The sequence below is a fragment of the Acidovorax sp. CCYZU-2555 genome, assembly GCF_018413525.1.
GTDB lineage: Bacteria > Pseudomonadota > Gammaproteobacteria > Burkholderiales > Burkholderiaceae_C > Comamonas.
This window is the reverse complement of record NZ_JAHCDD010000003.1, coordinates 13,095-25,766: the sequence shown is the minus strand read 5'-3', so window position 1 is coordinate 25,766 and position 12,672 is coordinate 13,095. Positions and strand designations below refer to the sequence as shown.

The following is a 12,672-nucleotide window of genomic DNA, read 5'->3' as shown; positions in this document are numbered from 1 at the left end:
TCAGCGTGCCTGCACCGGCAGGCCCTGGCGGATGGCGGCGGAAAAATCGGCGTTGGGCCCCAGCTGGCGCGCCCGCGCGGTGATGCGTCCCTTTTCCTGCAGCTCCTGCAGCGAATAGCCCGCGGTCAGGCCGCCGACTTCCTGCACATAGGACGGCAGATAACCCGACAGCAGCAGCCGTGCGTCCAGCGGCAGGCCGGGAACGATGCGCTCCATCATTGAGTAGACGATGGTCGTGCAGTTGGCGGTCAGCGTCTGATAGAAGCGCGGCGTTTCGCGCAACGAGTCTGACTCGTCGAGGTATTGCTCGAACAGCGCGCGCATCGCGGGCTTGGACATGTGCACGCGGTAGAGATAGACATCTTCATCGCGCACGCGGGCGCGCACGCCCAGGATGTCGCGCTCGTCGGCGGCGACCAGCGCCAGCTCGTAGCGCTTGAAGAATCCGGCCAGCGCCGAATACTGCTCGCCGCGCTCCTTGCGCACTTCGACCGAGAACACCAGTTGGCGGCCGTCGTCGAAGCCGAACGACACCAGCGTGTGCGCAATCGCCGGGCCCATCCAGTACGACAAGGCCATGTCGACCGAGCGCAGGCTGTCGAGGTCGTAGCGCCGGGTTTCCCAGCGCGCGCTGAAGTCTTCATCGCTGCGCCAGTCGAAATTGCGCACGTTGTGCAGCAGCACCTGCGATCCGTGGCGTTCGGCGCGCAATGTGCGCGCCACATCGGCGGCCCAGGCACGATCATTCGACGGCGTGATGGCCGCCCACCACAGGCCCAGCACCAGGCAGCCCGCGGCCAGCAGCCCCCAGGCGCGCCAGGAACGTGGATCGGCGCTGGCCAGCAGGCACGAGGCGCCGACCCAGATCACCCACAGGCCCGCCAGCGCGGCGGCGGCAAACCGGCCGCCCGGCGCCTGGCTCCACAGCGCGAGCGCGCCGAATGCCGCGAGCCCGAGTCCCAGCAGCGCGCCGATGGCGCGCGCGCCGCCGGCCAACACACGCCCTGGAGGCGGTGCTTGTTTGGCATGGTCACGAGGCAGGGGCATGGGAGGACAGGGGCAAAAGAGGGATGGAACAGAAAACCGGCGCGCGTTGCGGCTGTGTCACAGCTGCAAGATCAATGCCCGGCGAAGTCGACCAGCGTGTAAAGCGACAGCCCGCCTTCGCGCAGGCGATCGGAGCCGCCGAGTTCGGGCAGATCGACGATGGCCGCGCCTTCGATCACCTGGGCGCCAAGTTTTTCCAGCAGCTTCTTGCCGGCCATCATGGTGCCGCCGGTGGCGATCAGGTCATCGATCAGCAGCACGCGGTCGCCGGGCTTGACGGCATCGGCATGCAGCTCGACGGTGGCGCTGCCGTATTCGAGTTCGTAGGTTTCCTCGACCGTGGTGAACGGCAGCTTGCCTTTCTTGCGGATGGGCACGAAACCGACATTGAGTTCATAGGCGACCACCGCGCCGAGAATGAAGCCGCGCGCGTCCAGGCCCGCGACCACATCGGGGCGCAGCGCCGGGTCCATGTAGCGGTGCACGAACGCATCGATCAGCACGCGAAAGACCTTGGGGTCCTGCAGCAGCGGCGTGATGTCGCGGAACTGCACGCCCGGCGCGGGCCAGTCGGGCACCGTGCGGATGTATTGCCGAAGGTAATCGTTGATGGTGGTGTGAAGCATGGCGAAAGTATTCTGTACAAGGCCGGGCGTGGCCCGGCGGCTGCAGGAGTTTAAACAGACCGCGCGCCGAGCGCCGGCGGCCGACCTGTCGTGACAAGCGGAATAAGGCCCAGGCCCTAAAATCCACGCATGAAATCTGCTGCAGCATCCACGCGTCCTTTCGACGGCCCCCAGGCCTTGCAACTCGCGCGTGACACCCTCGGTATCGAGGCCCAGGCCCTTCTCGCCCTGTCCGACCGCCTGTCGCCTGTGTTTGCCCAGGTCGTCGAGCGCGTGCTCGACATTCATGGCCGGGTGGTGGTCATGGGCATGGGCAAGAGCGGCCATGTGGGCCGCAAGATCGCCGCGACGCTGGCCTCCACCGGCACGCCGTCGTTCTTCGTGCACCCGGGTGAAGCCAGCCATGGCGATCTGGGCATGGTCACCGAAAACGACCTGGTGCTGGCGCTGTCGAACAGCGGCGAGAGCGACGAGATCGCGGCGCTGCTGCCCGCGCTGCGCCGCCAGGGCGTGCCTGTCGTCGGCATGACCGGCAACCCCGGCTCCACGCTGGCCCGCCATTCCGACTGGGTGCTCGACACCTATGTCGAACGCGAGGCCTGCCCGCTGAATCTGGCGCCCACGGCCAGCACCACGGCCCAGCTCGCGATGGGCGATGCGCTCGCGGTGGCGCTGCTCGACGCGCGCGGCTTCAAGGCCGAAGATTTCGCGCGCTCCCATCCCGGCGGCGCATTGGGTCGCAAGCTGCTGACCCACGTCGCGGACGTGATGCGTTCGGGCGCTGACGTGCCGCGCGTCACGGCCGATACCTCGTTTCTGCTGCTGATGCGTGAAATGAGCGCCAAGGGCCTGGGTGCTTCGGCCATCGTCGGCGAGCAGGGCGAACTGCGCGGCGTGTTCACCGACGGCGACCTGCGCCGGCGCATCGAGCAGGGCGCCGACCTGCTCAGCACCACGGCCGGTGAAGTCATGCACCGCCAACCCCATACCATCCAGGCCGATGCGCTCGCTGTCGATGCCGCGCGGCTCATGGAACAGCACGGCATCACGTCGGTGCTGGTGATCGAAGGCGCCGACCAGCTCGTCGGCGTGGTCCATATTCGCGATCTGATGCGCGCCAAGGTGATCTGATGTCCCATTCCGCTCTTGCCCCGGCGCTCGACTTCGCCCCCCAGTTGCTGCTCAAGGCCCAGGGGGTCAAGGTGGTGTTCTTCGACGTCGACGGCGTGCTGACCGACGGCGGCCTGTATTTCACCCAGGAAGGTGAAGTCATCAAGCGCTTCAACACGCTCGACGGCCATGGCGTGAAAATGCTGCAGAAAGTCGGCATCACGCCCGTGGTCATCACGGGCCGCGACTCGGCGCCGCTGCGCCTGCGGCTCAAGAATCTGGGCATAGAGCATGCGCGTTTCGGCACCGAAGACAAGAAGCCCGCGGCCGAAGAATTCCTGCAGACGCTGGGCCTGGACTGGAGCCAGGCCGCGGCCATGGGCGACGACTGGCCCGATCTGCCCGTCATGCGCCGTGCGGCCATCGCCTGCGCGCCCGTGAACGCCCATGCCGAAGCCCTGGCCGCTGCCCACTACGTGACCCAGCGCGCGGGCGGGCAGGGCGCGGCGCGCGAGTTCTGCGATCTGCTGCTGGTGGCATCGGGCCGGTACGCCAGCCTGCTTGAAAGCTACGCATGACGCGGCCCCCATGGCGTCGCGGCTGGGAAAGCTTCACGATCTATCTGCCCGTGATCCTGATGGGCCTGATGGCGCTGGCCAGCTGGTGGTTGGTGCGCAATGCGCCGTCGGCGCTGCCCTCCGTGGCGGCGCGTGCGCCGGTGCATGAGCCCGACTATTTCATGAAAGACTTCTCGGTGCAGAACTTCGACGCCGCGGGCCGCATGACGCGCCAGCTGCAGGGCCAGATGGCGCGCCATTACCCCGACACCGACACGCTGGAAATCGACGGCGTGCAAATCCATGCGAAGGCCCCGGACGGCCGTCAGACCCGGGCCACCGCGCTGCGCGGCCTGAGCAATGGCGACGGCTCCGAAGTCCAGCTGTTTGGCAATGCGCGCGTCACGCGCGAAGCCATGCAGTTGCCCGACGGCAAGCGCTCGCCCGAATTGCGTTTCGAAGGCGAGTTCCTGCATGCCTGGACCAATGAAGAGCGCGTTCTTTCGGACAAGCCCGTGGTGCTGTGGCGCGGCACGGACCGCTTCACGGCCGATCGCCTCGACTACGACCACCTGGAGCAGGTGATGCAACTGAACGGCCGGGTGCGCGGGGTCATGCAGCCCGCGCCTGCGGCCGCCGCGGGGCGCTGAACATGACCGCGCCCGCGCGCCCCCTGGCGTTCATCACCGGCGCGTCGAGCGGCATAGGCCAGGCGCTGGCGGCGCGCTTTTATGCCCAGGGCCATGACCTGGCCCTCGTGGCGCGCAACACCCAGGCGATCGGCGACTGGGCGGCGGGCGCGGGTCTGGACGCCGCACGCTACGCGGTCTACGCTGCCGATGTATCGGTGGCCGACAGCATCGTGGAGGCCGGCATGGCGTGTCTCGCGCGCCAGGGCCTGCCGCAGGTGGTGGTGGCCAACGCGGGCGTGAGCTGGGGCATAGATTCCGCCGAGCGCGAAGACCTGGACGTCATGGCGCAGCTGTTCGCGACCAACAACCTCGGCATGGCCGCGACCTTTCACCCGTTCATCCGCGCGATGCAGGCCCGGGGCTCGGGCACGCTGGTCGGCGTGGCCAGCGTGGCCGCGATCCGCGGCCTGCCCGGCCATGGCGCCTACTGCGCGAGCAAGGCCGCCGTGGTCAGCTATTGCGAGAGCCTGCGCGGCGAATTGCGCGCGCGCGGCGTGCGCGTGGTGACTTTGCTGCCCGGTTATGTCGCCACACCGCTCACGCGCGATAACCGCTATGGAATGCCGTTTCTGCTGACCGCCGATGATTTCGCCGAGCGCGCTTTCCGCGTGATCATGCGGCAAAGCAGTTATGCCGTCATTCCCTGGCAGATGGGTATCGTGGCCAAGCTGTTGCGCCTGTTGCCCAACGCGGTTTTTGACCGTTTGTTACAAGGTCGGCAAACCAAACATCGGCACAAAACAGCGGAGTAAGAGAATCTGGCGATTTTGTCTTACAGGTGTTGGCTGAGAGGCGCAGGCATTTTGACCGGCACTGGTGAATACCCGTAACCCAGCGCAACCTACATACTCCAGACGTAAAAAAAGGCTTCAAGTGAAGCCTTTTTGTTTTGCGCGGGGATTATTCGCCGTGGTTATTGCCGTAGCCACCACGTCCGCCACCACCGCCGCCGCCACGTGGACCCGAGCCGTATGGGCTGCGGAAACCGCCGTCGTTGCGACCGCCGGCATCACGGCCACCGCCGCCGTAGCCGCCGCCATCACGGCCGCCACCACCACCGCCATAACCGCCACCGCCGCCGCCGTAGCCACCACCGCCGTCACGACCGCCGCCGCCATAGCCGCCACCGCCTTCACGGCCGCCGCCATAACCACCGCCGCCACCGCCACCACCGTAGCCGCCACCGCCGCCGCCAAAGCCACCGCTGCGCGGTGGGCGTGGCTCCATCGGGCGCGCCTCGTTGACGACGATGCTGCGACCGCCGAGTGCTTGTCCGTTCATGCCCTGGATTGCTGCCTGCGCTTCAGAATCGCTGCCCATTTCCACGAACCCAAACCCCTTGGAGCGACCCGTGTCGCGCTCCATCATTACCTTGGCACTCGTCACTGAACCATACTGGCTGAATGCCTGCTCAAGGTCGTTGTCACGCACTCCATAAGGGAGATTGCCAACATACAGCTTGTTGCCCATTAAAGACTCCTCAAACTCCTCAAGTAACACAATTGCTGTGGTGCTCAACGTTGCCAGCGATCCATGAAAGAAAACCTGCGCACGCATTGCAAATCACCTGCACTGATATCGGGGACACCGATCACAAATTATGAGGGAAAAGAAATGCAAAAAAAAAGCCGGCGAAAGGAGTATTTGCATGAAAAAGACGAAAAAAAAGGGCCAAAGGCCCTTTTTTGACACTGGGTTATTGAAAACCCTGAGTCAGTGCTTAGTAACCGCCACGGCCGCCGCCGAAGCCGCCACCGCCGCCGCCGCTACGGCCACCGCCGAAACCGCCGCCGCCATTGCCGCCGCCGAAGCCGCCGCCGCCGCCGAAGCCGCCACCGCTACGGGGTGGGCGTGGTTCCATAGGACGGGCTTCGTTGACAACGAGGTCACGGCCGCCTTGGTTTTGGCCGTGCAGGCCTTGGATTGCTGCTTGTGCTTCAGCATCGTTGCTCATTTCGACAAAGCCGAAGCCCTTCGAACGGCCGGTGTCACGTTCCATCATGACCTTGGCGCTGTTGACATTGCCGAATTCGCTGAAAGCTTGCTCGAGGTCGCCGTCACGGAAAGAGTACGGCAGGTTGCCGACGTAAAGTTTGTTGCCCATGGAGGACTCCTGAAAAAACACTTGAAAACGCGATGGAGCCCTATGCAGTCAACTACCTGACAACTTTAGAGACCGAAACGCACCTGCCTACTACTCATTGCTTTGCGGAAAGGCTTGGACATTATGAGTCATATATACCCATGTAGATTGCTCTGGATTGAAATTTCGGTGCGGGAACAACACTTTTTGGGTCGGTATTTACCCGGAATCCAGCGGGAAACTGCCGATCTGACTAGAATCGCGGCTTGTCTTTGGGGAGTAGCCCGTTCGGTGTGCAATGCACCGAAGGCATGCATCAACAAACTTGGGTTCTCACAACCTATGGTGCATGCGGTTCAAGCAAGCCGTTTCGCGGATTGCTTGCTGGGCGAGACCATTGGCTGGGTGCCGATCCACATGGCCGGAGTCGGTGCGCAGTCAATGCGTTCGCGTCGTCCGGCCTGTTCATCAGAAAAACCCCCATGGAAGCCTTTTTTGTCTCCACCGCCATCGTTGCCATCGCCGAAATGGGCGACAAGACGCAACTGCTGGCGCTGGTCCTTGCCGCCCGTTTTCGCAAGCCCTGGCCCATCGTGCTGGGCATTCTTGCCGCCACGCTGGCCAACCACGCGCTGGCCGGCGCAGTAGGTGCCTGGGTCACGACTTTCATGGGTCCGCAGGTGCTGCGCTGGGTGCTGGGCGCGTGCTTCATCGCCATGGCCGTCTGGATGCTGATTCCCGACAAGCTCGACGAAGAGGACACTGCCACGGTCTCGCGCTGGGGCGTGTTCGGCACCACGCTGATCGCGTTCTTCCTTGCCGAAATGGGCGACAAGACGCAGATCGCCACCGTGGTGCTCGCGGCCAAGTACAACGCCTACCTGTGGGTGGTTGCTGGAACGACGCTGGGCATGATGCTCGCCAACGCGCCCGTGGTCTGGCTCGGCGAGCGCATCACGCGCCTGGTGCCGCTGCGCATCGTGCATCTGGTGTCGGCCGGCATTTTCCTGGTGCTGGGCCTGCTCGCATTGTGGGCCCCAGGCGTCGACGTTTTGGCATAATGGTTCTTTCACGCGCCGATTTGCCAATGCTTGCGGGCGCTTTATAAATCCAGCTAAAGACCCGTCCGACGACATCTCGACCCGGCCTCGTTTTTAGCGATGCCGGGTTTTTTCATGTCCTTCATCGCCACTCCTTTGTCCATGCATTTCGAGGATGCCCTGCCCCTGCAGGGCGGCGCCTCGATACATCACTACGACCTCGCCTACGAAACCTACGGCGAGCTCAACGCCGAGCGTTCGAACGCGGTGCTGGTGTGCCATGCCCTCAATGCCTCGCACCATGTGGCCGGCGTCTACGCCGACCAGCCCAAGAGCGAGGGCTGGTGGGACAACATGATCGGCCCGGGCAAGCCGGTCGACACCAACCGCTTCTTCGTGATCGGCGTCAACAACCTCGGCTCGTGCTTCGGCTCGACCGGGCCCATGCACGAGAACCCGGACACCGGCCGCGTCTACGGCGCCGATTTCCCCGTGGTCACGGTCGAGGACTGGGTCGATGCCCAGGCAAGGCTGCTCGACCGGCTGGGCATCACGCGGCTCGCGGCGGTGCTCGGCGGCAGCCTGGGCGGCATGCAGGCGCTGTGCTGGTCGCTGCGCCACCCCGAGCGCCTGGCGCACGCGGTGGTCGTGGCCAGCGCGCCCAACCTGAACGCCGAGAACATTGCGTTCAACGAAGTCGCGCGCCGCGCCATCGTCACCGACCCCGACTTCCACGGCGGCAACTTCTACGACCACGGTGTCGTGCCGCGCCGCGGCCTGCGCATCGCGCGCATGATCGGCCACATCACCTATCTCAGCGACGACGTGATGAACCAGAAGTTCGGTCGCCAGCTGCGCGACGGCCTGGAGCTGAAATACAGCACCCAGGACATCGAGTTCGAGATCGAAAGCTATCTGCGCTACCAGGGCGACAAGTTCAGCGACTATTTCGACGCCAACACCTATCTGCTGATCACGCGCGCGCTCGACTACTTCGACCCGGCGCGCGCCCATGCGGGCAACCTGACGCAGGCGCTGGCCGCGAGCCAGGCCAAGTATCTGCTGGTGAGCTTCACCACCGACTGGCGCTTCGCGCCCGCGCGCAGCCGCGAAATCGTCAAGTCGCTGCTCGAGAACCAGCGCCGCGTGAGCTACGCAGAGATCGACGCACCCCATGGTCACGATGCCTTCCTGCTCGATGACCCGCGCTACCTGGGCGTCATGCGCTCTTATTTCGAAAGCATCGCAAAGGAGATCGCATGACCGAAAAATCGACCATGGAGGCGATTGCCCGCCTCGTGCCCGAAGGCGCACGCGTGCTGGATCTGGGTTGCGGCGATGGCGGACTGCTGTCGTATCTGCAGCGCGAGCGCGGCTGCAGCGGCTACGGCGTGGAGCTCGATGACGCCAACGTGCTGGCCTGCGTGCGCCGCGGCGTCGACGTGCTGCAGCTCAATCTCGAAGACGGCCTGGCGATGTTCGGCGACAACAGCTTCGATGTGGTGCTGCAGATCGACACGCTGCAGCATCTGCGCAATGCCGAAATCATGCTGCGCGAAACCGCGCGCATAGGCCGCCTGGGCATCGTCGCCTTCCCCAACTTCGCACACTGGCCCAACCGCCTGTCGGTGCTGCGCGGGCGCATGCCGGTCACGCGCCGCCTGCCCTACCAGTGGTACGACACGCCCAATATCCGCGTCGGCACGTTCAAGGACTTCGAAGTGCTGGCGCACAAGAACCGGCTGCAGGTGCGCGACGCTTTTGGTCTGCAGGACGGCAACACCGTGCGCTTTCTGCCGAATCTGCGCGCCGGCACGGCCGTGTTCTGCCTGGAACACAGTTAACCGGTAGCATGGGCGCTGGCGGCAGGCGCAGGCATGGTGTCCGCGCGCGCTGACGAAAGGTGAACCATGGATTTGCTGCGGTCGTGCAAGAAAACGGTGATGGCCAGCGCGCTGGCGTGGACGGCGCTTGCGGCCAGCGCTCAGGCCCAGCCGGCGTCACCCGCGCCCGCCGCGAGCTGGCCGCCCCAGCCCGCGCTGATCGCCCACCGCGGCGCGTCGGCGCTGCGCCCCGAGCACACGCTCGCGGCGTATCAGAAAGCCATCGATGACGGCGCCGACCTGATCGAGGCCGATCTGGTCATCACGCGCGACGGCGTGCTGGTGTCGCGCCACGAGAACGCGATCGCCATTCTCAAGGCCGACGGCACGCTGCAGGAAGCGACCACCGACGTCTCTGCTCGCCCGGAATTCGCCGCGCGCCGCACGACCAAGACGATTGACGGCAAGGCCTTCACGGGCTGGTTTGTCGAAGACTTCACGCTCGCCGAACTCAAGACGCTGCGCGCGCGCGAGCGCATTCCGCTGCTGCGCCCGGCGAGCGCCGCTTACGACGGCCAGTTCGAAGTGCCCACGCTCGAGGAAATGATCGCGCTGGCGCGCACGCAGAGCGCACATACGGGGCGCACCATAGGCCTGTACATCGAGACCAAGCACCCGAGCTACTTCCAGTCCATCGGCCATCCGCTCGAAAAGCCGCTGCTCGACGTGCTCACGAAACATGGGCTCAACCGCGCGGATGCGCCAGTGTTCATCCAGTCGTTCGAAGTCGACAACCTGCGCGCGCTGCATGCGCAGACGCCGGTGCGGCTGGTGCAGTTGATGACGCCCAACGGCAGCCCGTTCGACCAGGCGCGCGAGGGCGTGCCGCGCACCACCTACGCGAAGATGGCCACGCCCGCGGGCCTGGCCGAGATCGCCACCTACGCCCAGGGCGTGGGGCCGAGCAAGACCATGGTGATTCCCGTGACCGATGGCGGCCATGGCCGGCCCACCTCGTTCGTGCACGACGCGCATGCCGCGGGCCTGCTGGTGCATGTCTGGACGCTGCGTCCCGAAAACGCTTTCCTGCCGGCCCAGCTCAAGAGCGCGCCGGCCGGCAACGGCGCGCTGCGCGGCAATGCGCGCGCCGATATGGACGCTTTCCTGCGCGCCGGCATCGATGGCGTGTTCACCGATGACCCGGCAATCGGCCGCGCCGCCATCGACGCCATGCAACGCAAGCCCTGAACCGCAGTCTGCAGGACAATAGAACATCGCCGCGGCCCTCCGTGGCACCGACGAAGGAGCTTTAGCCATGAATGCACGCATCCCCGCCACCGCCCTCGATCCGGCTCTCGCACTGGAGCGTGTCAGCGCCCAGTGGGACAGCGACATCGTCGGGCAGCTCACTGAATACATAGCGATTCCCGCCAAGTCGCCGATGTTCGCGCCCGACTGGGAGCAGCAGGGCTACCTCGACACCGTGCTGCGCAACGCCGCCACCTGGGTCGAGGCGCAGAAAGTCGCGGGCCTGACGCTCGAAATCGTGCGCCTGCCGGGCCGCACGCCGGTGCTGTTCTTCGAAGTCGCCGCGACCCAGTCGCAGGCGCAGAGCCAGGGCACGGTGCTGATGTACGGCCACCTCGACAAGCAACCCGAGTTCGAAGGCTGGCGCAAGGATCTGGGCCCATGGACGCCCAAGTACGAAGACGGCAAGCTCTACGGCCGCGGCGGCGCCGATGACGGCTATGCGGTCTACGCGAGCATTGCCGCGGTGCAGGAACTCAAGCGCCAGAACGTGGCGCATCCGCGCATCTGCGGGCTGATCGAAACCTGCGAGGAAAGCGGCTCGCGCGACCTGCTGCCCTATGTGGACGCACTGCGCCCGCGCCTGGGCGAAGTCGCGCTGGTGATCTGCCTCGACAGCGGCGCGGGCAACTACGACCAGCTGTGGCTCACGACCAGCCTGCGCGGCATGGCCACGGGCACGCTCAAGGTCGAGATCCTGACCGAAGGCATCCACTCGGGCGATGCCTCGGGCGCCGTGCCCTCATCGTTTCGCATCATGCGCCAGGTGCTCGACCGTCTTGAAGACAGCGCCACGGGCCGTCTGCTGCCCGCGAGCTTCCACTGCGAAGTGCCCGCCGACCGGCTGGCCCAGGCGCGCGCCACGGCGGCCATCCTGGGTGAAGAAGTCACCAAGCGCTTTCCCTGGGCGCATTACGACTGCGGCGGCGCGACGACGTTTGCGCTGCCGACCACGTCCGACCCGGTCGAGTCGCTGCTCAAGCGCACCTGGGAGCCCACGCTCAGCGTGACCGGCGCCGAAGGTTTCCCCACGCTGCAGAACGCGGGCAATGTGTTGCGCCCCTATACGGCGTTCAAGCTGAGCCTGCGCCTGCCGCCGCTGGTCGACTCAGCGTCCTGCGTGCAGGAAATGAAGGCCTTGCTCGAAGACAACGCGCCCTACAAGGCCAAGGTCACCTGGGAAGGCCTGAGCTCGGCCAGCGGCTGGAACGCGCCGGCCATGGACCCCTGGTTCGAACAGGCGCTGCAGAGCGCGAGCCAGGCGCATTTCGGCGCGGCCTGCGGCTATATCGGCCAGGGCGGCACGATTCCGCTGATGAACATGCTGAGCCAGGGCTTTCCCAAGGCGCAGATGATGGTCTGCGGCGTGCTGGGCCCCAAGAGCAATGCGCACGGCCCCAACGAGTTCCTGCATGTGCCGTATGCGAAGAAGATCACTGCCGCGGTGGCGCAGGTGATTGCGAGTTTACCAATCACCCCCTGAGCGACTTCGTCGCTTCCCCCTCTCAACCTTCGGTGGAGGGGGACGGCAGCCTCGCTGCGGGGCGGCCCTTGCTCGCTGCCCCCTTGCTGGGCTGCGCCAGTTCCAAAGGCTGCGCCCTCAATCCAAAGTCAACGTCGCCAGCGCCGCCAACGGCGCGGTCTCGGCGCGCAGCACGCGTGCGCCCAGGGTGACGGGGGCAAAGCCGTTGGCGCGGGCCAGCGCTTCTTCCTGGGGGCTCAGACCGCCTTCGGGGCCTGACAGGAAGACCACGGATTTCTGTTCGGGTGCATGCTGGGCTGCGGCCGCACGCAATGGCTGCGTGCCTTCGCCCAGCGACAGCAGCAACCGGGCCGGCGCATCCGCTGCGGGCGCGCTCGCGAGCCAGCCTGCAAGGTCGGTCGCGGGGTGGATCACGGGAACGCGGTTGCGCCCGCTTTGCTCGCTGGCGGCGACCGCGACGGCCTGCCAGTGCGCGCGCTTCTTGTCGCCGCGCTCGCCCTTGAGCTTGAGCACGCTGCGCTCGGCGAGCAGCGGCGTGATGCTGGTGGCGCCGAGTTCGGTGGCTTTTTCGACCAGCCAGTCCATGCGCTCGTTGGCCGTGATGCCGGCGAGCAGATGCACTTCGCGCGCGGTTTCGCGTTCCAGCGCGCGGTGCACGCCGACCTGCACCTGCACGTCGCTGCGGCCCATGCGCAGCACCGTGGCGTCGAATTCGCCGCCCGTGAACCCGTCGCCGGCCTGGCCTTCGAACAAGGTGATGCTGTCGCCGGGCTGCAGGCGCAGCACCTGCACATGGCGCGCGGCGCCGGCGGGCAGCTCAAGCGTGTCGCCGGTACGCAGCGGAATGGGGCAGTGGAAACGGGGCATGGGCGGGAAAAAATGAGGAAGCAGGTGAAAAGCGGG

General features: G+C 65.9%; 15 protein-coding genes and 1 riboswitch. Of the genes, 10 read left to right on the top strand and 5 right to left on the bottom strand.

Annotated features, from left to right (window positions below; translation table 11 throughout):
* Both KHY18_RS01530 and KHY18_RS01525 read right to left on the bottom strand, forming a co-directional pair.
* Entirely contained in the window at positions 1-1,047 is a 1,047-nt protein-coding gene (locus KHY18_RS01530) for an Lnb N-terminal periplasmic domain-containing protein (RefSeq protein WP_213293506.1), read from the bottom strand.
* 71 nt (positions 1,048-1,118) lie between these two features.
* Complete coding sequence (locus tag KHY18_RS01525; protein WP_213293504.1) at positions 1,119-1,673, bottom strand: adenine phosphoribosyltransferase; 555 nt, start codon at positions 1,671-1,673, stop codon at positions 1,119-1,121.
* 129 nt (positions 1,674-1,802) lie between these two features.
* Between KHY18_RS01525 and KHY18_RS01520 the strand changes: the two genes are divergently transcribed.
* From KHY18_RS01520 to KHY18_RS01505, 4 genes are read left to right on the top strand one after another with little or no spacing between them, the layout of a single operon-like run.
* Positions 1,803-2,804, top strand: coding sequence for a KpsF/GutQ family sugar-phosphate isomerase (locus tag KHY18_RS01520; RefSeq protein WP_213293502.1), 1,002 nt, complete (start codon positions 1,803-1,805; stop codon positions 2,802-2,804).
* Entirely contained in the window at positions 2,804-3,361 is a 558-nt protein-coding gene (locus tag KHY18_RS01515; protein WP_213293500.1) for a KdsC family phosphatase, read from the top strand. The genes KHY18_RS01520 and KHY18_RS01515 overlap by 1 nt, the downstream gene beginning before the upstream one ends.
* Positions 3,358-3,990 carry an LPS export ABC transporter periplasmic protein LptC gene (gene lptC / locus KHY18_RS01510; protein WP_213293498.1) on the top strand — a complete coding sequence of 211 codons (633 nt, stop codon included), beginning with the start codon at positions 3,358-3,360 and terminating at the stop codon, positions 3,988-3,990. Before KHY18_RS01515 ends, lptC begins: the two co-directional genes overlap by 4 nt.
* Before the next feature lie 2 nt (positions 3,991-3,992).
* Positions 3,993-4,784, top strand: coding sequence for an SDR family oxidoreductase (locus tag KHY18_RS01505; protein ID WP_213293481.1), 792 nt, complete (start codon positions 3,993-3,995; stop codon positions 4,782-4,784).
* A gap of 148 nt (positions 4,785-4,932) precedes the next feature.
* Here KHY18_RS01505 and rbp (KHY18_RS01500) read toward each other — a convergent pair whose 3' ends face one another.
* Complete coding sequence (gene rbp / locus KHY18_RS01500; RefSeq protein WP_213293720.1) at positions 4,933-5,502, bottom strand: RNA-binding regulator; 570 nt, start codon at positions 5,500-5,502, stop codon at positions 4,933-4,935.
* A gap of 63 nt (positions 5,503-5,565) precedes the next feature.
* Between rbp (KHY18_RS01500) and KHY18_RS01495 the strand changes: the two genes are divergently transcribed.
* Positions 5,566-5,721, top strand: a complete 156-nt coding sequence (locus tag KHY18_RS01495; protein ID WP_213293744.1) for a hypothetical protein — start codon at positions 5,566-5,568, stop codon at positions 5,719-5,721.
* A 31-nt stretch (positions 5,722-5,752) separates the two neighbouring features.
* On the opposite strand, the gene rbp (KHY18_RS01490) is transcribed toward KHY18_RS01495, so the two are convergent.
* Positions 5,753-6,136: an RNA-binding regulator gene (rbp, locus tag KHY18_RS01490; protein ID WP_213293480.1), complete on the bottom strand. Its 384-nt coding sequence runs from the start codon at positions 6,134-6,136 to the stop codon at positions 5,753-5,755.
* Between the two features lie 241 nt (positions 6,137-6,377).
* A riboswitch (yybP-ykoY riboswitch) is annotated at positions 6,378-6,581 on the top strand.
* Positions 6,582-6,597: 16 nt separating this feature from the next.
* Here rbp (KHY18_RS01490) and KHY18_RS01485 point away from each other — a divergent pair.
* The 5 genes from KHY18_RS01485 (at position 6,598) to KHY18_RS01465 (ending at position 11,769) form a co-directional block, all read left to right on the top strand.
* Positions 6,598-7,176 (top strand): TMEM165/GDT1 family protein, encoded by a 579-nt coding sequence (locus tag KHY18_RS01485; protein ID WP_213293479.1) that lies wholly within the window; start codon positions 6,598-6,600, stop codon positions 7,174-7,176.
* A 114-nt stretch (positions 7,177-7,290) separates the two neighbouring features.
* Positions 7,291-8,418, top strand: coding sequence for a homoserine O-succinyltransferase MetX (metX, locus tag KHY18_RS01480; protein WP_213293477.1), 1,128 nt, complete (start codon positions 7,291-7,293; stop codon positions 8,416-8,418).
* Positions 8,415-8,999, top strand: coding sequence for a methionine biosynthesis protein MetW (metW, locus tag KHY18_RS01475; RefSeq protein WP_213293476.1), 585 nt, complete (start codon positions 8,415-8,417; stop codon positions 8,997-8,999). The genes metX and metW overlap by 4 nt, the downstream gene beginning before the upstream one ends.
* 66 nt (positions 9,000-9,065) lie before the next feature.
* Positions 9,066-10,226, top strand: coding sequence for a glycerophosphodiester phosphodiesterase (locus KHY18_RS01470; protein ID WP_213293475.1), 1,161 nt, complete (start codon positions 9,066-9,068; stop codon positions 10,224-10,226).
* A 67-nt stretch (positions 10,227-10,293) separates the two neighbouring features.
* The gene (locus KHY18_RS01465) at positions 10,294-11,769 is read left to right on the top strand and encodes a M20 family metallopeptidase (protein ID WP_213293474.1); all 1,476 of its coding nucleotides are present in this window, start codon (positions 10,294-10,296) and stop codon (positions 11,767-11,769) included.
* 117 nt (positions 11,770-11,886) lie between these two features.
* Here KHY18_RS01465 and KHY18_RS01460 read toward each other — a convergent pair whose 3' ends face one another.
* On the bottom strand, positions 11,887-12,636 hold the full coding sequence (locus tag KHY18_RS01460) for a 16S rRNA (uracil(1498)-N(3))-methyltransferase (protein ID WP_213293473.1): 750 nt from the start codon (positions 12,634-12,636) through the stop codon (positions 11,887-11,889).
* Positions 12,637-12,672 lie beyond the last annotated feature (36 nt).